At 61.4% G+C, this 20335-nt stretch carries 14 protein-coding genes; 5 read left to right on the top strand and 9 right to left on the bottom strand.

From position 1 onward, the window contains the following. Nucleotides 1-237 precede the first annotated feature (237 nt). The gene (locus J2126_RS14215) at nucleotides 238-1365 is read left to right on the top strand and encodes a helix-turn-helix transcriptional regulator (RefSeq protein ID WP_209487575.1); all 1128 of its coding nucleotides are present in this window, start codon (nucleotides 238-240) and stop codon (nucleotides 1363-1365) included. A gap of 422 nt (nucleotides 1366-1787) precedes the next feature. Here J2126_RS14215 and J2126_RS14210 read toward each other — a convergent pair whose 3' ends face one another. The 9 genes from J2126_RS14210 to J2126_RS14170 form a co-directional block, all read right to left on the bottom strand. After that, on the bottom strand, nucleotides 1788-3005 hold the full coding sequence (locus J2126_RS14210; protein WP_209487574.1) for a GIY-YIG nuclease family protein: 1218 nt from the start codon (nucleotides 3003-3005) through the stop codon (nucleotides 1788-1790). Further along, nucleotides 2998-5064 (bottom strand): DEAD/DEAH box helicase, encoded by a 2067-nt coding sequence (locus tag J2126_RS14205; RefSeq protein ID WP_209487573.1) that lies wholly within the window; start codon nucleotides 5062-5064, stop codon nucleotides 2998-3000. The genes J2126_RS14210 and J2126_RS14205 overlap by 8 nt, the downstream gene beginning before the upstream one ends. Nucleotide 5065: 1 nt before the next feature. After that, nucleotides 5066-6361, bottom strand: coding sequence for a PD-(D/E)XK nuclease family protein (locus J2126_RS14200; protein ID WP_209487572.1), 1296 nt, complete (start codon nucleotides 6359-6361; stop codon nucleotides 5066-5068). Continuing rightward, nucleotides 6358-9132 carry a class I SAM-dependent DNA methyltransferase gene (locus J2126_RS14195; RefSeq protein WP_209487571.1) on the bottom strand — a complete coding sequence of 925 codons (2775 nt, stop codon included), beginning with the start codon at nucleotides 9130-9132 and terminating at the stop codon, nucleotides 6358-6360. The genes J2126_RS14200 and J2126_RS14195 overlap by 4 nt, the downstream gene beginning before the upstream one ends. 182 nt (nucleotides 9133-9314) lie before the next feature. Further along, a complete protein-coding gene (locus J2126_RS14190; RefSeq protein ID WP_209487570.1) occupies nucleotides 9315-10421 on the bottom strand; it encodes a tyrosine-type recombinase/integrase in 1107 nt (368 codons plus the stop codon). A gap of 4 nt (nucleotides 10422-10425) precedes the next feature. After that, the gene (locus tag J2126_RS14185) at nucleotides 10426-10908 is read right to left on the bottom strand and encodes a helix-turn-helix domain-containing protein (protein ID WP_209487569.1); all 483 of its coding nucleotides are present in this window, start codon (nucleotides 10906-10908) and stop codon (nucleotides 10426-10428) included. Nucleotides 10909-10913: 5 nt separating this feature from the next. Next, nucleotides 10914-11126 (bottom strand): helix-turn-helix transcriptional regulator, encoded by a 213-nt coding sequence (locus J2126_RS14180; protein ID WP_245327332.1) that lies wholly within the window; start codon nucleotides 11124-11126, stop codon nucleotides 10914-10916. A 131-nt stretch (nucleotides 11127-11257) separates the two neighbouring features. Next, the gene (locus J2126_RS14175) at nucleotides 11258-11950 is read right to left on the bottom strand and encodes a hypothetical protein (RefSeq protein WP_209487568.1); all 693 of its coding nucleotides are present in this window, start codon (nucleotides 11948-11950) and stop codon (nucleotides 11258-11260) included. 113 nt (nucleotides 11951-12063) lie between these two features. After that, nucleotides 12064-13257, bottom strand: coding sequence for a tyrosine-type recombinase/integrase (locus J2126_RS14170; RefSeq protein WP_209487567.1), 1194 nt, complete (start codon nucleotides 13255-13257; stop codon nucleotides 12064-12066). 448 nt (nucleotides 13258-13705) lie between these two features. On the opposite strand from J2126_RS14170, the gene J2126_RS14165 reads away from it, so the two are divergent. Genes J2126_RS14165 through J2126_RS14150 form a run of 4 tightly spaced genes read left to right on the top strand, consistent with a single transcriptional unit; the run spans nucleotide 13706 to nucleotide 20313 of the window. After that, complete coding sequence (locus tag J2126_RS14165; RefSeq protein ID WP_209487566.1) at nucleotides 13706-15448, top strand: type I restriction-modification system subunit M; 1743 nt, start codon at nucleotides 13706-13708, stop codon at nucleotides 15446-15448. Continuing rightward, a complete protein-coding gene (locus J2126_RS14160; protein ID WP_209487565.1) occupies nucleotides 15445-15831 on the top strand; it encodes a hypothetical protein in 387 nt (128 codons plus the stop codon). The genes J2126_RS14165 and J2126_RS14160 overlap by 4 nt, the downstream gene beginning before the upstream one ends. Continuing rightward, nucleotides 15828-17150 carry a restriction endonuclease subunit S gene (locus J2126_RS14155; protein ID WP_209487564.1) on the top strand — a complete coding sequence of 441 codons (1323 nt, stop codon included), beginning with the start codon at nucleotides 15828-15830 and terminating at the stop codon, nucleotides 17148-17150. Before J2126_RS14160 ends, J2126_RS14155 begins: the two co-directional genes overlap by 4 nt. A gap of 19 nt (nucleotides 17151-17169) precedes the next feature. Next, entirely contained in the window at nucleotides 17170-20313 is a 3144-nt protein-coding gene (locus J2126_RS14150) for a type I restriction endonuclease subunit R (protein ID WP_209487563.1), read from the top strand. Nucleotides 20314-20335: the final 22 nt, after the last annotated feature.

Genomic DNA, 20335 nt, shown 5'->3' with positions numbered 1-20335 from the left:
TCCAGCTCCCGTCGACGGGCATCGCGTTGCGCCCGCCGCCTTCTCTACAGGCCAAGTCGCGCCAATGCGCAACCCCCGCCTCACTTCGGGACGGCCCGGAGCGCCCCCGCGCATCTTGCGCCTCCTGCCTCCTCCAAATGGAGGTGCGGCGGGCCGCCGCAGCAGAAGAGACCATCGCGGTGAAGCCTTGACGACCACCTCAGGCTGTATCTCGCTAGGTCAGGGTTGGGGGCGACCATGACAAGACGAGACATCCTGCCGGTCATCGACACGCTTTACGAGGCGGCGCTGCACCCGGAAAAATGGGCGGGTGCGCTCGCGGCCCTGTCCGATGTCATGGGCGCCATCGGAGCGACCATCGTTCCCATCGGAACCTGGACGTCCGTCCGCAGCATCGCCTCCAGGAGCCTCGAAGAAGCGAACCTCGAATACCAGCAGGGGTGGTGGCAGCACGACACGGCCACCGCTCGCGTCATGGCGCGCGGCATCCGCCCCGGCACGGTCGGGACCGATCGCACGGTCATGACCGAGGAGGAAATCCGCCGCGATCCGTTCTACAACGAGTTTCTCCGGCGCCACGGAATCCAGCAGCCCCTGGCCGCCATAGCGCGGGTGCAGGAGGATCACCTTGTGGCGATCTCGGTTCAGAGCGGCCTGAAGCGGGAACTGTTTCAAAAGGACGATCTGGACGCCATGACGGCCCTCTCGCCCCACCTCGGGCGGGCGGTCGCCATAACCACCTCACTGGTCGAGGCGCGTGAGCTGACGGCCGACCTCGCCGAGGCGCTCCAGCGCGTGGACCTCGGCCTGATCCTGCTCGATCGCCACGGCAATGTCCGCCACGTCAATCTCATGGCCGAACAGCTCCTCGGCGACGGGCTCGTCGTCACGAACCGGCGCGTCCACGCATCATCCCGGCGCGACGATGCGCGCCTTCAAGGCGCGATCCGCAACGTACTGCCGGGCCATGCGCTTCCTCCGTCGGGCGGCGTGGTGCTGCGCCGGCCGAGCGGCAAGGCGCCGCTCCACATCGAGCTGGCTCCGGTCAGGCCCCGATCGGATGTGATGGAAGCCATCTCCTTCGGCGGAGGCGGCGCGATGCTGCTCGTCCGAAATCTCGAGCCGAAGCTCAAGGACGTCCAACACCACCTGCGGGCGCTCGGACTTTCCCCGGCCGAGGCCAGGCTGGCCGAAGCTGTCGGCCAAGGTGTCACGCTGCGCGATTTTGCCGAGATACAGGGCGTCTCCTACGAAACCGCCCGCACGCACATGCGCTCCATATTCGCCAAACTCGGCATCGGGCGCCAGGCTGAGCTGGTCGCGCTCGTGACGCGGCTGGCATCCAGCGTGGGAGGACAGAAGTAAGGAGCCGAGGCGGACTGGTTCGGGCGCGCACTTCGTCGCAAAGTCGGAGGCGCGCGCGACAAAGCCAGCGGGACCAAGCGCGCTGGCACGCCATCGATGCTGACAATCGCGCCATCATGCAGCGTGGGTACAACCTGACCTCAGCGGATCCGGAGAGGCGCTTGCGGAGCCATAAGTCTATGATTTCGCATCGACATCAGACGTGCTTAGACGTCTCTGGATGCTGAAATGGTGCCCAGGAGAGGCAACGAATAAATTCAGTAACATATTGTTTTAAATACAAAAAAACTGATCAAAAAAATAACATACCCCCAAATGTACCCCCATTCTTAGCCGCTACCCCCTCGCGGCAAATCAAACGAGGGCAGGAAATTCCGTGCATAGGGCCTCACACGGCCGCACCTCATCCTCGCATGTGAGAGTTATACACCCAACCCAGGGGGGGCGACTCTCGCGAGCGAGGCCGACTTAGGATCGTAAGTGTAGCCGGTGATCGTCCCATCCCTGATTCTCTCGATCGCTTCATCGACGATGAACAGCGGTACGAGGAACCACTCGCGGGGCACCACCGGCTGGCCGAACCTGTCCTTAATTTCGATGTCGAGGCGGGCGGCGCCGAAGATGCGGTGGATTAGGTTCTCAAGCCGAGTCCGGTTGATGTTGAACAGTTCATAGGTGGCGACGATCTCGACGTCAGCCATGAGGAAGGTGGGATCGAGCCGCGCGTTGGCGATTCGCCGCTCCACATCGCCGCCGGTAACGCCGATCTTATGCAGCACACCACGATGGGTCATGACGATCGGATGATCGGATCTGCTCCGCAGCACATACACAATGCCGCTGGCCTCATCCCCATCCTCATTCTGATTGGCGAACAGCGGCCCTGCGGTCGGTTCCGTGATGCGCCGGCCCGCTTCGTCCTTGTAAAGCCCCCGCTGGAGCGACCTCAGGAGCAGGTTGCTTTCCGTCCCATTCCCATAGATCACTCTTAGCCGCGCATCAGTCTCCCCATTGGGCGCCCTGAAAGGCTCCCCCACCTCGGCCACATAGGCGGTCTGTCCACCGAGGATAAAAAACTGGCCCGCCTTGATTTCCGCTTTCAGGAAGCCCGCGTCTTTGACAAACGGCCGAGTCGAGCGAAGCCCATTCTGAAGGTCGCTCTGCACCTGATCGAAAAGCGGCTTAAATCGCTCGAAGTCCTCGCATCTCTGGCGATTGGCGATCTCCTCGGCGGCGCGCTTTTCGGCAACCGATCGGACATGCCGAAGCTCCCTGATGCCGCCCAGATCATCGCCCACGCCGAGCTGCGCCAGAAGCGCGTCATCATCGAGTTCGTCGGCGGCACCTGCGTCGTGCTCCGCCCCGCCCAAGAGCCCCTGATGATCGAGGGGGGCAAGGAGGGTGCGGCAATCCTCCTGTTCGCGGAGGCGATCGAGGCGCACGGCATAGAGGCGCTCGAAGATGTCGCGGTCCTCGCCATGCTGCGGGCCGCGGCCGTGCTGCTCGACGAACCGCTGGATCTCTTCGAAGCCGGCGATGATGCGCTCCTCGCGTGGTGTCCGGCTCCCGACCTTTTTGGTTTCGACCTCGACGCCAAGTTCTTCGAGAAGGGCGTCGTCCTCCTCCGTGAACTTAGCCATTCGCCGCCTCCGCCTTCATCTGCCTGAGGAACTCGACACCCTGCGCCATGCGCTGCTCCCAGGCGTCGGGCGACGTGAGCGAGGGTAGCCGGCCCCGCTCCTGTTTGAACTTCAAGGCGCGCTTGGCCAGATCGCGCGCCTCCTCGACGGTGAGGGTCACGCGTCGGCCGGCGATCACAGCCGCGACCTGCTTCAGGCTTGCCTCGCTCATGGTCTTTGCGAGGATCGCATAGGCCTCACTGAAGGGGTTTATCCGGTCGATCAGGTCGATATCCAGATCGCGGACATTCACGAACTTCCGAACGCCGTCCACGAACGCGGTGTTAGCACTCTCCCCTCCGGCTCCGCCTCCGGTGGCCACCTCCTTGGCCTGTTGGGTAAGATTCAGGGCGGCGATGGCATGTTGGCGCACGGCCTCCTGATCGTCCGCATCCAGTTCGGGGAAACGGTCCCTGATGATTTTGCCCATGCGGACCTGCGTCAGCTCCACAGCCAAAGTCTCGCCGCCGGCATGCTCGCCATCGAACAAGCCACGCTCGATGGCATGTTTGTCTTGCACGAAGGCGGCTATGACCTCGTTCAGGTCCTCTTGGCAGATGCGCTGTGCCTCTTCACTCTTCGGCGTGACAAGGCCCTTGATCTCGATCTCGAACTTTCCGCTCTCTTCGTTGAAACCGACATTGCACTTTCCCGGATCATAGCCGCCCGTGCCGTAATCGAAGCCGGGCGTTGCTTCATTGGCCGGGTTCTTCGGCTTGAACTCGAAACGGGGCGCGAGCACTTGCTCCATGAGAAGGCTGGCGGCGATGGCCTTCAGCGTATCGTTAACAGCCTCGGTCACGGCTTCTTCGGAGGCATCCGGCTCAGCGATCAGATTGGTGAAGCGGGCGCGCACCTTGCCCGGCGCGTCGCGGGTGGCGCGGCCGATGATCTGCACGATCTCGGTGAGGCTGGAGCGATAGCCCACCGTCAGCGCATGCTCGCACCAGATCCAGTCGAAGCCCTCCTTAGCCATGCCGAGGGCGATGATGATGTCCACATGATCGCGATTGTTCTTCTGGCTCGCATCCTTCAGCGCAGCGGAAACCCGCTCGCGCTTGGCGGCGTCGTCATCCACCAGATCGGCGATGCGGAGCACTCGGCCAGCCCGGGTCTTCACCAGTTGGAAGCCGGTGGCGGGGTCGGTGCCCTGCCATTCGCCCAGTTCCTCGATGATGTGCTCCACCTCCCTTATCTTGTCCTTCGTGCTCTCTCGCGAATTGACGCTGGGGATGTGGATGATGGTCTTCTCGGCCGGGTTGAGCACTTTCAGGATGTCGTCGGAATAGGCGCCGGCATAGAAATAATAGCCGATGTCGAGCTGCTTCAGGTGGGCATAGCCGTTGAGCTGCTCATAATAGGTGTAGGTGACGGTATCGAACTTCGCCTCGTCCAGGGGGGAGAGCACCGCCTCGGCATCGCCCCGGAAATAGGAGCCGGTCATCGCCACCATGTGCACGCGGTCTCGGGCAATAAGGGCACCCAGGTGGGTCCCGAGCTTATTGTCTGGATTGGCCGAGACGTGGTGAAACTCGTCGATGGCGATCAGCCGGTCGTCGAAGGCATCCACCCCCAATTTGTCCACGGCGAAGCGAAAGGTGGCGTGGGTGCAAACTAAGACGGTGTCGTCGCTTTCAAGGAAGGAGGCGAGGGCATTGACCTTGCCTCCGTTGTCAGAGCCTGGCGCGTTGCACAAATTCCACTTGGGGGCGACCTGCCAGTCCATCCAGAAGCCGTACCGAGTCAGCTCCTCGTCGTGGAAGCTGGAGCCGATGGACTTCTCCGGCACCACGATGACCGCCTGCTTCAGCCCTTGATTGGCGAGCTTGTCGAGGGCGATGAACATGAGCGCGCGGCTCTTACCGGAGGCCGGCGGCGACTTGATGAGAAGATATTGCTCACCCCTCCGCTCATAGGCACGCTCCTGCATGGGCCGCATTCCCAAGGCATTGGCCTTGGTGGATGTGCCGTTGCGGGCATAGGAGACCGAGACGGAAGGGATAATGATCTTCTCAGTCACCTTAATAACTCCCATCCGGCCGAAGTGATGCCAGAACATTTTCAATCGCGTCGAAGCTCGCCGCGAAACGGCTAAGCAAACCGCTCATCCCTTTTGCAATTCTTTCAGAATCATAAATATCATGTATGTCAACGCTGTTATCCCTCAGAAATCTCGAATACTTACGTACTTCATCTGAAGCTCCACCTTGGAACTTTATGAGATTAAGTTTTTTGTCACTTGCCTGTTCCTGAATTTTTTCAATCAACTCCTTACGCGCAAAATATGGGGAGAGCGGGCCGACCTCAGCGAAAAGCCGCAAATAACCTTTGGACCCATCATTGCCGTCGATCAGTTCCATCCAGCAGATCAAAGGATAGCCCATCCAATAGCCTTCGCATCCCGGCCAAGTCTGCTGTTGACCGCCAAACGCGGTATACCAACTCCAGGGAAGGAAGGCACAATTGCGGCCATTGGACCATCCGAAGGCGTAAGCGCGCCCATCGACCTCCACCTTAGCCCCGCGCGCGGTATTTGTTCCAAAGAGCGTTTCGGCCGCGATCTTGAAATCCGTGGCCGCTCCGTGCTCCATCACAAAGTCCAGCACCTTCTTGTGACTGCGATAGAGTTGCTGGGCGAGCTTTTCCATCTCGCTGCGCTCGTCGTTCATGCCGGCCTCATCCCGAATAATTTCAATGTAGTGTCGGAGGAAAATATCCACCTCGCGACTAACTGAGACCCCCTCATTTGCAAGCAACCGAGGAAGAAGTTCGCAAATCGCCGCATACCGAAGAGGCGCATAGGATTTATCCTTAGGCTCCTCATCAAATAAAGTCAGGAATATACCAACAACCTTCAACTCTTCAATGTCTTCCTTAAACACAGACTTCACAACTTCTATGTACTTCGAAAGCTGACCTTCTCCTTGCGTGGCATAGAACTTATTTTCAACAACGAAGGCCCACTTCCTGCGCGGGCAGTAGAGGAATATATCCATATTCCTCCATTCGCGCCGCACCTCCACATCCCGGAGATCGCTTTGCGAGATATCAATGGCGGTGGGTCCGCCCACTCCGCTGCGGCCCCGAAGCGCCTCAGCGAGGAGGGCTTTAAGGAAGGCGTCTCCCAGCCCATGGGTTTCCTTGGGGTCCAGAAGCCATGCGAGAATGGCCGAATGGCGGATTTCCATTCGATCCATTCCCATAATCCGGATGGGATTGAAGCGGTTGAGGTATGCCGCAATCCTGTCCATTTTCTCATTGTTGACGAAGAGCTTCTCAAGCTCATCGTGGGTGGGCTCGTTGGACATCGCGCTCATGAATGCTTGCCTCCGCCCTTGGCGGTCATCTTCGTATAAAGCTCGAACAGCTTTTCCAGCCGCTCGGTATCGTTGCGGAAGCGGCGGCCGATGTAGATGCGCTCCAGCACATCGTCATTGCGCTCGTGCGCCGCGCGCAGGTCGGCGGGCATTTTTTCCGGGTCGTAAAGCTCGGCGATGGTGGCGGGGAAATGGGCCTCGCGCGCTAACAGGATCTCCTCGGCGCAGCGGGTCAGGTCGGACTTGTTTTTCTCAGTGAGTGTTGGGATCGGAAAGGTGTTCCAGCCCAGCGTATTGGAATAGGAAAATCGCATCTCCAACCGAACGCAAACGGCCCCTATCCAAACCAAATGCAATTTCGATACAATAACTGCCATGTTCCATAACGGTTTATCGTACATAGCAAAATTACGATCCCCAATGATTGTTTTTTCATCCTCCAATCCGACCGGTAAATACTCCCTTGCCTCAGAGCTAACTCTTGCAATAATCATAGAATATTTGTTTGCAACAGATTGGATCTGCCTGAACCGATGCGGAAAAGAAGCGGCCGGGCGCGTCTCGACAGCTCTGCTCTCAGACCGCATCTTTGCGACCGCATCAATTCGGCGTCGAACTTCGGGGATTTTTTCCGCATCAGCTCGGTCGGCGTCGGAAATCCAAAGGCAATACCTCTCCTGCCCGCGAATAAATTCCTGCGCTCCCAAGAAGCGCCTTATGAAACGTTGAGCTTCCGGAAACTGCCCCAACAATTCACCTCGCTCACCAGCAGTTAAGAAAAAATTACCTCCATCGGTGGGCTTGTTCCCCCATTCCATAACCCCTCTTTCATCAGTTGCCCTCGTTATCGGCTTCACGATTATGTCTATTCCAGCTATCAAATAAGCATTAATGTGGTCCACATATTTTTCGATCGTTGAACCATCTTCGGCAATTGAAAATAATCGGCGACCCTTTACATTCCTATTTGATATGCCGACGATCACAACCGTAACTCCCGCATTGTGACTCGCCAAGTTCACCCACTTAAGGCTTGTATGCGCAAAAATTATATCATGTCCCATATTAAATATAATTGGCCACAATATTGGTACTTGTTCGCCTTGGCAGATCGAGTTCGTTGCGACAAAAGCTGCAATACTTTTTGTTTTGGTTCCGTAATCGGCAGCCTTTAAAAACCACCCAGCTACGTAGTCGAGCGACTTCCAGTTCCTCACGCGCCCTTCGAACAGGGCCTGGAGTTCCGCTTTTTGTTCCCGAGATTGCCATGTAAATCCAAGATAGGGCGGGTTTCCACAAATATAGGTCTCTCCACCCTCGTTCTCGAAGTCGATCTGCGCTTGGTCGAGCGGCGTGTGAAACAAATCATCCGCCATATGCTTCACCCCAATTCCCGTGGGGGGGCAAATGCTGAGCCAATCAACGCGCAAGGCATTATCGCAGGTGATCCAGTTCTCGGCATCGAGGGGCAGAAAATTTCGCAGAGCCTCTTTCTGGCCGCGATAGAGCACGTCGCACTGGTACTCGGCGATGATGAGGGCGAGGCGCGCGATCTCGGCGGGAAAATCGCGGATCTCGATGCCCCGGAAATTGGTGAGCGGGATATCGCTGCGCCGTTCCGGCTCGCCGCGCCGCTTGTTGATCTCAGCCTCGATCTCCCGCATCTCCTTATAGGCAATGACCAGGAAATTGCCGGAGCCGCAGGCGGGATCGAACACCCGGATGCGCGCCATGCGCTTGCGCAGGTTCAGCAGGCTGCGGGGATTGTCCCCCGCCTCCTCCAGCTTCGCGCGCAGATCGTCGAGGAACAGCGGGTTCAGCACCTTCAGGATGTTCGGCACGCTGGTATAGTGCATGCCCAGCGCGCCGCGCTCCTCATCCTCCGCCACCGCTTGGATCATGGAGCCGAAGATGTCCGGGTTGATCTTCTTCCAATCCAGATTGCCGATGTGCAGCAAATAGGAGCGCGCGATCTTGCTGAAGCGCGGCGCCTCTGTGCTGCCGGAAAAGAGCCCGCCATTCACATAAGGAAAGGCATCCGCCCAGCGCGGCAGCTTCGCGGCGGGGCGGTCGTCGATCTTGGTGTTCATGGCGCGGAAGAGTGTGCCGATCACCTCATGGGTGTTGGACGAATCCCGCGCGCTCATCTGCTCAACGGTGGCGGTGAAGAGCCGCTCGCCGAAAAAGATGTCCGTGTCCTCGGCGAAGAAGCAGAAGATCAGCCGCGCGAGGAAATGGTTGAGGTCGTGGCGCCGATCGGCCGCGCCCCAATCGGGGTTGTCCTTTAACAGCTCGATATAGAGCCGGTTGAGCCGGCTTGTGGCGCGGATATCGAAGGAGCTTTCGCGGACCTGCTTGACGGTGGTGATGCCGGCAAGCGGCAGGAAGAAGCCGAAATGGTCCGGGAAATCCTTGTAGGCGCAGGCCACCGGCGCTTCGTCCGATGTGAGGTCCTCGGCCTCGAACGTCTCACCATCGGTCGCCAGGACAAACTTCGCCTTGGCCTTGGTCGTGGCAGGGCTCGCCTTCAGGGCGGCCAGGGTGCGCGTGACCTCGCCGGGGGCGGCAACCGCGATGTGGATATTGTTCGTCTGGAGTACACCGCCCCAAGGGCCGGCAAAGTCGGACTTGTTCGATTCGCCCTTGCGCAGTCGGCGTATCGTCGTCTCCTTGTTGCCGAAGGCCTGAAGGAAGAGAAAGGGAAACTCTTGCGGGTCGAAAGGCTGCTCGGCCAGCGCGGATATAGCCTGTTCAATCTCGACGGCGTTCATACGATCACAAATCCTACACTCCAGCGGCTCCGAAGAGATATCGCGGTTGCGGATGGCCGGCAAGCGTGTCCTGCGCCGGCAATTTTCCATAAGCAATTGATTTATTTATATTTATGTCGAGAGCCCCGGAGGAGTGGATTGCCCTTCTGCACGTGGTGGCCCTTTCCGCACTCGCTGCCACCTCAAGCCAATGCCGTTCCCCTCTGCCGCGCCAAGAGCGCACCGATCTGCGCCAGCACGTCGCCGGCCTCGCCATCGGCCTCCCGCCCCATGCGCCCCATCACCTCCCCCTGCCGGTGGGGGGCGATTCGCCCGTAGGAGGTGAGCGTGGTGGCGATGTTTTCGTGGCCGAGGTTCTGGCTCCAGGCCTTCAGCTCCTCCGGGGTCCGGCACATGGTCTGCGCCAGATGGCCGAGGGTGTGACGGAAGGCGTGGGGCGGGAAATAGGGCAGGCCCGCGCGCTCGAAGGCCTTGCGGAAGATCTCCCGCACCGGAGAGGCATTGCTCCAGTGATCCCGCTCGATGCCCACCGGAACGAAGCCACCGTCGTCGCCAAGGCCCATGTGCGTGCGGGGGAAGAGCGGATCGGCCGGGCCGAACAGGTGGACCTTGCGCAACTCCTCGATCCAGGCGAGCGCGATATCGGCGAGGTCGTCGCCCACTGGAAAGAAGTAGGTGACGATGGCCTTTGCGAACTTGGTCTCGACGCTGTTGGGGTCCTGCGCCACTACAGGGGTCTTGCCGGACGTGTCCACATGGCCGAGTGACAGAGACACCAGCGCGCGGTCGCGTATGCCGGTCAGGAGGGTGAAGGCGACCAGGGCGCGGTTGCGCCGGTCAATGACTGTCACCCCCGGCATGGCGGCAACAGTGGCGCGCACCTGTTCGAGGCTGGGGAAGGCCCGCAGCTTCGCCGCCTTGGCCCGCGCGGCATCCTTGTTCGAGGGCGACAGATAGTCGATATCCGCCATGTGGACCTTGGACTTGAAGCCGGGTTGCCACGACAGCCAGGTGAAAAAGTCCTTCAGCGCGGTGAGCGTGCTGGCCTGTGTGGATGCGCTCAGGCCCTCGCCGGTGCGCACGCCCTCGGTCTCGGCCAACCGGGTCTTGAAGCCGATGGCCTGTTCGCGCCGGAAGGTCTTGAAGTCCTTTGCGGCCGTGTATGCCTCATAGCGGGCGAGGGCCTTGCGGACGGCATCGAGCGTCGCCTCGCTCTTGCCCTTGGCTTCCTTCAGATAGCGGATATAGTCCCTTTTCAGGCGCTCATTGGACGGGTTCAGTCTCGTCATCGCGTCACACCTTCTCGAAAGCACGGTTTGCATTGGGGTCGGAACAACCATTCATTCGTTCCGGCGCCAGCGTGTGCAGATCGATCAGGACGCCGAGGGTCGGCAGGTCGGCCCGCCGCACTGTCCGGTGCATGGGGGTTCCACAGCAGGCGCAGAGGGCCGCAAGACGCGCGACCTTCTCATTGCGGAATGACAGGTCCGCCGTCCCGCCCCACGGCGCGCGTGGCACCCGACAACGGAAGCAATAGAACTCGCCGGGGCGGCATGTGTGGCGTCGGGTCTCCCGCCGCTTCGCAAGGAAGGCCTTTAGGGCCGAACCGTGGATCAGAAGGGGGCGCCGGTCATCGATCGCCCCCAGCCCCTCCTTGAGCCACCGCCGCACCGTGTTGCGGTGGATGCCGAGGAGCTTGGCAACTTCGGCCACTTCATAGGTGGTGCCCTGTTTCACCCTCTGCGGCGAGCACCGGCGCGGCTTGCGGGCGCGCATCCCCTTCACCCACGCCGCCCCGTCGCGATGCGGTCGGCAATCCAGCCGTCGATCTCCGCCTCGATCCAGGCGACGCAACGCTCGGTGAGGGCCACCGGCTGGGGAAAGCGCCCCTCCCGCATATAGGCGTAGATGGTGCTGCGGCTGAGACAGGTGCGGGCCTTCACGGCCTCCAGGCGCAGGAGAGAGGGGCGGGTCGTCGTATCGTTGCTGCTCATTGGCTCCATCCGGGTCCGAGTGGACATGGACGGAAGGATGGGCGCGACGCGGGCGCTAAAATAGCCGGGCGAATTTGAAAAAACGTAAGCCGATCAGCCGATTAATCAGGCCTAGAGATACCCCAAGCCCCCTAGAAAGGTATCTCGTCGTCAAGGTCGGAACCGAACGAACCAGAGTAGGGGTTTTCCTGATCCAAGGGGCTGGTTTGACTAAACCCACCCGGAGGTTCTGGCGCATCCTCCGGGGTAGCCGGAGCACCGCCGTTGGGCCGCCAGTTCGCGACCTTGGCAATATCCTCGATGCCGGTGGCGTTCGGCTTCCCCTTGTGAAGAAGCCCGTATTCGGCGGCGTGCTCTTCAAGCCACTCCTGCAAGGCCTGCTTCACTGATTTGCCCCGCAGGCGCTTGGGGTCGGCCGTAACGGCCCGCCAAGCGGCATTCGCAGCGGCGAGCTTCGGCGCATAGAATAGACCGCGCGGATCATCGACCTCATGAGCAGGCTTAGGTTTAATTCTGAAGAATAAATCATATATATCATGCTCAAAATACCACTGATGAATCCTCTTACTGTGGATTAGACTTTCCGATAAATCCACGTCGTTTCCAAACGAATCACAGTATACCTCCCTCGCAAGGGGAATAGCGCGATCGAATATCGCATGTTTAAGAGCATTTATTGTCGGAAGCGTCGCATGGCGCACCGAAACGGGCCACCGCTCAAATTCGATTCCATACACCGACGCTGGATCGTAGCCGTGGCTAAGAAGAGCGGCCTGATAAATGGTGAACTGCTTTACGAGGCGCCAACGCTCCAGATCGGACATAGCCGTACCGCCAGTTGATTCGCTGGCATAGTTTCCGTCTAACCCGCAGCAAGTCCAACGTCGTCCAGGGAAGCCATGCACAATCCGGTGCAATCAGCGGACGTCGGATTGATTCAGTCCGCGGCCTCCCGCAGCGCATCCATATGATCCGCCCACCACGCCATCATCCGCACCCGCTCCTCCCAATGCTCGCCCCGCAGATAGGCGCGGCGTACCTCATTGTTCTCCGCATGGGCGAGCTGGCGCTCGATGGCGTCGGGATTCCACCGCCCGCTCTCGTTCAGGAGCGTCGAGGCGGTGGCGCGGAAGCCGTGGGCGGTCGCGATATCCGGGCCGAAGCCGAGACGACGCAGGGCGAAGTTCAGGGTGTTCTCGCTGATCGGCTTCTTCGCCGCGCCGATGCAGGGGAAGACGAAATCCTCCTCCGCCGTCACGGCATGAAGCTCGCGCAGGATGGCCACCGCCTGCGTTGGCAGCGGGATGCGGTGGGGCCGGCGCATCTTCATGCGTTCGGCCGGGATAGACCAAACCGCCTTGTCGAGGTCGAATTCGGACCACCGCGCCGCGCGCAGCTCGCCGGGACGGGGGAACAGCAGTGGCATAAGCCGCAGCGCGGCGCGCGTCGCCGGCTGGCCTCGATATCCGTCGATGGCCTTGAGGAGCTTGCCCAGCTCGGTCGCGGTGGTGACAGCCGATCTGTGCTGCACCTTCGGCGTGGTCAGGGCGCCGCGCAGGGCGAAGGTGGGATCGTTCTCGATTCGGGCGGTGGCGATAGCGTAGCGGAAAACCGAGCCGATGACAGAGCGCATCCGCCGCGCCGTCTCGTGGTGGCCCTTGGCCTCAATCTCCCGAAGCGCCACCAGCACGTCGGCCGAGCTAACACTGCCGATATCCCGGTCCCCGAAATGGGGGTATGCGAACCCGAGGAGCCAACGCCGCTTCCCTAACGTGATATCGGCAAGCCCCTCGCGCTCCAGCTTGGCGAGGTGTTCCTCGGCCACCGCGCGGAAGGTGTTGGCGGGCGCCGCCTTCGCCTCCTCCCGTGACTGCTTCTTGAGGGCGGAGGGGTCGGCGCCGTCTATGATCGCCTTCTTCGCGTCGTCGCGCCGCTCCCGCGCCTTGGCGAGCGTCACATCGGGATAGGGGCCTATGGCGAGGAGCTTCTCCTTGCCCTCGATCCGGTACTTCAACCGCCAAAGGCGGGAGCCGGTCGGGTTCACCAGGAGATAGAGACCGCCACCGTCCGCCAGCTTATAGGGCTTGTCGCCGGCCTTCGCCGCGCGGATGGCCGTGTCGGTCAGGGGCATTAGGGGTCGCCCTCAGTGGGGGTACGTTTCCGATACCCCCAAAAATACCCCCAAATTTGCCGGCTGCCAACGAATACCCCCAAACACCCCCGGACCTTCTTGGACCGGAGGATTGAGTGTTTGTAAGGGTTTTCGGAGCTTTTGGGACTTACCCGGAAGGGTAAATGGTGCCCAGGAGAGGATTGGCCCTAATCTGGCCGCCCGCCATTGATTTTACTGCGTTTTCAGCCGCCGCAAGGAAGCCGATGTGTACCAGTGCGGTGGCCGCGGCGCAAGCTGCATGAGTTCGAGTCCTGACAGCGTACTCGAATCTCCATAACCCCGTCGTCTCCGCCAAGCTCAATTGCACTACGCCGTTGCCAACGAGGGTTGATCGATGCCCGGCAGGGACACTCTTGCCAAGGCCCCCGTCGCCGATTCACTCTCCGGTTGTCAGGGGGACGGGAAATTGAACCAACAGGCATTGTCGGCTTTCATCTGGTCCGTGGCGGACCTGCTCCGGGGCGACTACAAGCAGGCGGATTACGGCAAGGTCATCCTGCCTTTCACGGTGCTGCGGCGTCTCGATTGCGTGTTGGAGCCCACCAAGGCGGCGGTGGTGGCGGAGTTTGCGGCCAAGACTGCGGCGGGGATCAACCCTGACCCGTTCCTGCTCCGCAAGGCCAAGCAGAGCTTCTACAACACGTCGGACCTGGACCTGAGGAAGCTCCTCGGCGATCCCGACCACATCCGCGAAAACCTCTACAGCTACGTGTCCGCCTTCTCGCCCTCCGTCCGCGACGTGTTCGACCGCTTCGAGTTTGCCGCCCAGGTGGAGAAGCTGGCCAAGGCGGGGCTGCTCTATCAGGTGGCGGAGAAGTTTGCCCGCGTGGACCTCCATCCCAACCGGGTGGACAACCACCAGATGGGCCTCGTCTTCGAGGAGCTGATCCGCAAGTTCGCCGAGCTGTCGAACGAAACGGCGGGAGAGCACTTCACCCCGCGCGAGGTCATCCGCCTGATGGTCAACCTCATCTTCGTGGAGGATGATGCGGCCCTCTCGGTGCCCGGCGTAGTGCGGTCCATCTATGACCCCACGGCGGGAACAGGCGGGATGCTCTCCGTCGCCGAGGAGTATCTGGCGGAGCACAATCCCCGCGCCCGACTCACGGTGGCGGGGCAGGAGTTGAATCCGGAATCCTACGCCATCTGCAAGGCGGACATGCTCATCAAGGGGCAGGATGTCCGCAACATCACCTTCGGCAACACCCTGGCGGACGATGGGCACCCCACCGCCAAGTTCGACTACATGCTCTCCAACCCACCGTACGGCGTGGAGTGGAAGAAGGTCGAGAAGGAGGTGAGGCGGGAGCATGAGCGGGAAGGCTTCAACGGGCGCTTCGGGCCCGGCCTGCCGCGCGTGTCCGACGGCTCCATGCTGTTCCTGCTGCACCTCATCTCCAAGATGCGACCGGCCAAGGATGGGGGCTGCCGCTTCGCCATCGTGCTGAACGGCTCGCCCCTGTTCACGGGCGGGGCGGGATCGGGAGAGAGCGAAATCCGCCGCTACGTGCTGGAGAACGATCTGTTGGAGGCCATCATCGGCCTGCCCACGGACATGTTCTACAACACGGGCATCTCCACTTACGTGTGGGTGGTGACCAACCGCAAGCCGGACTACCGAAAGGGCAAGGTGCAACTCATCGATGCCTCGGGCATGTGGCAGAAAATGCGCCGCAGCCTCGGCTCGAAGCGCAAGGAGCTGTCGGACACCCATATCGAGGAGATCACCCGACTGTTCGGGGATTTTGAAGAGGCGGACCGCGACGGCAGGCCCATCTCCCGCATCTTCGACAATGCGGACTTCGGCTATCGCACCATCACGGTGGAGCGGCCGGAGCGGGATGAGGATGGCCGCATCGTGGTGGGGCTCAAGGGCAAGCTGAAGGGCAAGCCCGTGGCCGACACCAAGCTGCGCGACACGGAGAACGTGCCGCTGAAGGAGGATGTGGAGGCCTATTTCCGGCGCGAGGTGCTGCTCCACGTGCCCGATGCCTGGATTGACCATGACAAGACCAAGGTGGGCTATGAAATCCCCTTCAATCGTCTCTTCTACGTCTTCGAGCCCCCGCGCCCGCTGGCGGTGATCGACGCCGAGCTGAAGGAGGTCACGGACCGGATCAAGGTGATGATCGAGGGGCTGGACGCATGAGCACGATTGACGCCTTGCGGGAAGGCATCCGTTCCATGCTGAAATCGCACCCCGCCTTGGAAAAGCTTGATGATGGCGTTCGCAAAGCGGACACCGTCTATGTCGAGCGCTATGCCAAGGGGCGGGAAACCGGGATCGGCCACGAGCCGGGGCGCAGCACGCAGCAGAACCTTTGGGTCGCGCTCGAAGCCATCCGCCTGAACGATATGGAGGACATCCTCCACAACCTCAAGCCTGGCTATGCCGAGGGAGAAAAGCCCGGTCGGAACAGCAATCTGGAGCAAATCCCCGGCTTCCGGAGGGCTGCGCTTGTGTGCTTCAAGCCGAAGACGATTGAAGAAGCTCGCCGTGTGATCGAGGCTGTTGCGGGGCAAAGCCGATGAGCCGGAAGGCATACCCCAGCAACAAGGACAGCGGGATCGAATGGCTTGGGTGCGTGCCCGACCATTGGTGGGTCTATCGTCTGAAACGCCTAGCAACACTCGTTACCGAGAAGGCCGAGGCCCAAACCGCGCCTGTTGCTCTCGAAAACATCGAAGGTTGGACGGGGCGTTTCCGTCCCTCTGAAACGCAGTACGAAGGCGATGGCATTGCCTTCAAGGCAGGGGATATCCTGTTCGGGAAGCTTCGCCCGTATCTCGCAAAAGTTTTCCTCTGCCAACTCTCCGGTGAAGCCGTGGGGGACTTCCACGTTCTTCGTCCGGCATCGGATATGGCTGGCAGGTTTCTGCAGTACCTTATGTTAACCCGTGAATTCATCGTAATCGTCGACGGCTCGACGTATGGCGCGAAGATGCCAAGGGCTAGTTGGGATTTCATGGGCCAGATGGAACTGCCCAAGCCCCCGCTTCCTGAGCAACGCGCCATCGCCGCCTTCCTCGACCGTGAGACCGCCAAGATCGATGCGCTGGTGGCCGAGCAGGAGCGGTTGATTGCGCTGCTGGCCGAGAAGCGCCGCGCTGTCATCTCGCACGCCGTCACCAAGGGGCTCGACCCCAATGCCCCGATGAAGGATAGCGGCATCGCATGGCTGGGCGAGATTCCAGCGCATTGGGAAGTGAAGCAACTCCGCCGGATCGTCGCAGCGATCGAGCAGGGGTGGAGTCCAGAATGTTTGAGCCGCCCAGCCGAAGACCTCGAATGGGGGGTCCTCAAGGCTGGATGCACAAATGGAGGCTTATTCTCGGAGCAAGAAAATAAAGCGCTTCCGCCTGAACTTGCTCCTGTTATCGCATATGAGGTGCGTCCCGGTGATATCCTGATGTCCCGCGCCAATGGATCACCTAAGTTCGTTGGATCGACCGCATACGTTTCTGCAGTAAGAGCGCGGCTGTTGCTTTCAGACAAGATCTATCGTGTACGGTTAGCACCTGACGAGGCTCCGGAATGGTTTGTGGCCTTGATGGGGGCGACAATTATGAGGGATCAGATTGTCCAGGCGATAAGCGGAGCAGAGGGACTAGCAAACAACCTGCCCCAGTCGAGCCTTAAAGAGTTCTTGGTGCCGGTTCCCCCACGTGATGAGCAGTTTGCGATTTCCAAACACATTGCTATCCAGACCGCCAAGCTCGACACCCTCACCTCCGAAGCCGAACGCGCCATCGCCCTTCTCAAGGAACGCCGCGCAGCGCTGATCTCCGCTGCCGTCACCGGCAAGATCGATGTGCGCGACGCTGTCGCTGCCGAAGAGGTTGCGGCATGAGCGCGAGGGAGCCCCGGCCATGAGCCTGCATCGGGAGATCGCCTTCGAGGTGGGCATCTGCGAGGCCCTTGCCGCGCGGGGCTGGCTCTATGACGAGAGCGCTGCGGAGGGCTTTGACCGGGCGCGGGCGCTGTTCCCGGCCGATGTGCTGGCTTGGGTGCAGGACACCCAGCCCAAGGCGTGGGAAGCGCTGACCAAGAGCCACGGCGCCGCCGCGTCCACCGTGCTGCTGGACCGGCTGCGCCACCAGATGGACCCGCGCGGAACGCTGGATGTGCTGCGCCACGGGATCGAGGTGGTGGGCCTGCGCCAGCCCGTGAGCCTCGCCCAGTTCCGCCCCGCGCTTGGTATGAATGCCGATCTTCAGGCCCGCTATCAGGCCAACCGCCTGCGGGTGGTGCGACAGGTGCGCTATTCGGCCGCCAACCAGAATGCCCTCGATCTCGTGCTCTTCCTCAACGGCCTCCCCGTCGCCACCGCCGAGCTGAAGAGCGACTACACCCAGCGCGTGGAAGATGCTGTTGACCAGTATCGCTTCGACCGCGACCCCAGGCCCAAGGGGCAGCCCTTCCCGGAGCCGCTGCTGGAGTTCCCCCGTGGCGCCCTCGTCCACTTCGCGGTGAGCAATTCGCTTGTCCGCATGACCACCCGCCTTGAGGGCGCGGCGACCCGCTTCCTGCCCTTCGACAAGGGCAACAACGGCGCGGCAGGCAACCCCGTGAACCCCGCTGGCGCCCCCACGGCCTATCTCTGGGAAGATGTGTGGGAGCGCGAGAGCTGGCTGGAAATCCTCGGCCGCTACATCGTCGCCAAGCGCGATGCCAAGAAACGGGTCACTTCCCTCATCTTCCCCCGCTATCACCAGCTTGACGCCACCCGCCGCCTCGTGGGCACGGTGCTCGCCGAGGGGCCGGGAAGCAAATACCTGATCCAGCACTCGGCGGGCTCGGGCAAGACCAATTCCATCGCCTGGACGGCGCACTTCCTCGCCGAACTGCATGACGCGGCCAACGCCAAGGTGTTCGACACGGTGCTGGTGGTGAGCGACCGCACGGTGCTCGACAGCCAGCTTCAGGAAGCCATCTTCGATTTCGAGCGTACCACCGGTGTGGTCGCCACCATCAAGAGCGAGAGCGGGGCCAAGAGCAGCCAGCTCGCGGAAGCCCTGTCCGGCGGCAAGAAGATCGTCGTTTGCACGATCCAGACCTTTCCCTTCGCCCTGAAGGCGGTGCAGGAGCTGGCCGCCACGCAGGGCAAGCGCTTCGCCGTGATCGCGGATGAAGCCCACTCGTCCCAGACCGGCGAGGCTGCCTCTAAGCTGAAGCAAGTGCTGTCCGCCGAGGAGATGGCCGAAGTGGCCGATGGCGGAGAGGTGGGCACGGAAGACCTCCTCGCCCTCCAGATGGCCGCCCGCGCGAACGACAAGGGCATCACCTACATCGCCTTCACCGCCACTCCGAAGGCCAAGACGCTGGAGCTGTTCGGCAGGCGGCCCGAGCCCGATGAGCCCGCCAGCGACACCAACAAGCCACAGGCCTTCCACGTCTATTCCATGCGGCAGGCCATCGAGGAGGGCTTCATCCTCGATGTGCTGAAGAACTATACCCCGTACAAGCTCGCCTTCCGCCTCGTGCATGACGGGGAGGAGATGACCGAGGAGACGGTCGAGCGCAGCACCGCCGTCAAGGGCATCATGCAGTGGGTGCGCCTCCACCCCTACAACATCGCCCAGAAGGTGCAGGTCGTGGTCGAGCACTTCCGCGCCAACGTCGCGCCGCTGCTGGAGGGCAAGGCGAAGGCCATGGTGGTGGTCGCAAGCCGCAAGGAGGCGGTGCGCTGGCAGCTCGCCATAGACCAGTACATCAAGCGCAACGGCTACCGCATCGGCACTCTGGTGGCCTTCTCCGGCGAGGTGGACGACCCCGAGAGCGGAGACGAACCCTTCACCGAAGTGAGCCGTTCGCTCAATCCGGGGCTGAAGGGGCGGGACATCCGGGAGGCGTTCGCAACCGAGGAGTATCAGATCCTTCTCGTCGCCAACAAGTTCCAGACCGGCTTCGATCAGCCCTTGCTGTGCGGCATGTATGTAGACCGTCGTCTCGCGGGCATTCAGGCGGTGCAGACCCTGTCGCGGCTCAACCGTGCCCATCCGGGGAAGGACACCACCTACATCCTCGACTTCGTCAATGAGCCGGATGAAATCCTGAAGGCCTTCAAGACCTATTACGAGACGGCCGAACTAGCAGGCGTCACCGACCCGCACATCGTGCTGAACCTCAAGGCCAAGCTGGACGCCTCCGGCCACTATGACGACAACGAGGTTGACCGCGTCGTCAATGTGGAGATGGACCCGGGGGCGACACAGGGCCAGCTCGACGCGGCACTGCTCCCCGTCGCAGACCGGCTGTTGCGGTCATTCAGGTCGCTTCAGATGGAACGCGAGGCAGCCCGCGCACGCGGCGATGCCCAGGCCGAGCGGGACGCCAAGGATGCCCAGGAGGCGCTGCTTCTCTTCAAGACCGACATGGCGACCTACCTGCGGGTCTACGCCTTCCTCTCCCAAATGTTCGATTATGGGTCCACGGCGGTGGAGAAGCGGGCCATCTTCTTCAAGCGGCTGCTGCCTCTCCTCGACTTCGGGCGCGAACGGGAGGGCGTGGACCTCAGCCGCGTGAAGCTCACCCACCACCGCCTCAACGATCAGGGTAGGCGGACCCTCGCGCTTGGTGGCGGACAGGGCGAGCAACTGGCACCCATGACCGAGACGGGCGCCGGAGCCGTTCAGGAGAAGCAGCGGGCATTGCTCACGGAGATTATCGAGCGGGTCAACGATCTGTTCGTGGGCGAGCTAACGGAGGACGACAAACTCGTCTACGTGAACAACGTGCTGAAGGGGAAGCTGCTGGAGTCCGACCTTCTGGTGGAACAGGCCAGCAACAACACCAAGGAGCAGTTCGCGAACTCCCCTGACCTCGCCACCGAGTTGCTGAACGCCATCATGGATGCCCTCGCCGCACACACCACCATGAGCAAGCAGGCGCTGGACTCGGAGAAGGTAAGGGCGGGGCTGAAGGACACCCTGCTTGGGCCGGGGCAGCTTTATGAGGCGCTTCGGGCGAAGGCCCGTTTGGGTGCTGAGGACATCGTCGCTCGACCGAGTTGAAATCCGTGCTCCGATTTACGGA

Origin of the sequence: Xanthobacter flavus (assembly GCF_017875275.1) — a bacterium.
GTDB classification, from domain to species: Bacteria; Pseudomonadota; Alphaproteobacteria; order Rhizobiales; family Xanthobacteraceae; genus Xanthobacter; species Xanthobacter flavus_A.
Note: the sequence above shows the minus strand (reverse complement) of the source record. Positions and strands in the feature narration are given on the sequence as shown.

Excerpts from the sequence above, each read along its gene's own strand:
- J2126_RS14215 (WP_209487575.1), top strand. The coding sequence starts at position 238 with ATGACAAGACGAGACATCCTGCCGGTCATCGACACGCTTTACGAGGCG.
- J2126_RS14210 (WP_209487574.1), bottom strand. The coding sequence starts at position 3,005 with ATGGCTAAGTTCACGGAGGAGGACGACGCCCTTCTCGAAGAACTTGGC.
- J2126_RS14200 (WP_209487572.1), bottom strand. The coding sequence starts at position 6,361 with ATGAGCGCGATGTCCAACGAGCCCACCCACGATGAGCTTGAGAAGCTC.
- J2126_RS14195 (WP_209487571.1), bottom strand. The coding sequence starts at position 9,132 with ATGAACGCCGTCGAGATTGAACAGGCTATATCCGCGCTGGCCGAGCAG.
- J2126_RS14190 (WP_209487570.1), bottom strand. The coding sequence starts at position 10,421 with ATGACGAGACTGAACCCGTCCAATGAGCGCCTGAAAAGGGACTATATC.
- J2126_RS14185 (WP_209487569.1), bottom strand. The coding sequence starts at position 10,908 with ATGCGCGCCCGCAAGCCGCGCCGGTGCTCGCCGCAGAGGGTGAAACAG.
- J2126_RS14180 (WP_245327332.1), bottom strand. The coding sequence starts at position 11,126 with ATGAGCAGCAACGATACGACGACCCGCCCCTCTCTCCTGCGCCTGGAG.
- J2126_RS14175 (WP_209487568.1), bottom strand. The coding sequence starts at position 11,950 with ATGTCCGATCTGGAGCGTTGGCGCCTCGTAAAGCAGTTCACCATTTAT.
- J2126_RS14170 (WP_209487567.1), bottom strand. The coding sequence starts at position 13,257 with ATGCCCCTGACCGACACGGCCATCCGCGCGGCGAAGGCCGGCGACAAG.
- J2126_RS14160 (WP_209487565.1), top strand. The coding sequence starts at position 15,445 with ATGAGCACGATTGACGCCTTGCGGGAAGGCATCCGTTCCATGCTGAAA.
- J2126_RS14155 (WP_209487564.1), top strand. The coding sequence starts at position 15,828 with ATGAGCCGGAAGGCATACCCCAGCAACAAGGACAGCGGGATCGAATGG.
- J2126_RS14150 (WP_209487563.1), top strand. The coding sequence starts at position 17,170 with ATGAGCCTGCATCGGGAGATCGCCTTCGAGGTGGGCATCTGCGAGGCC.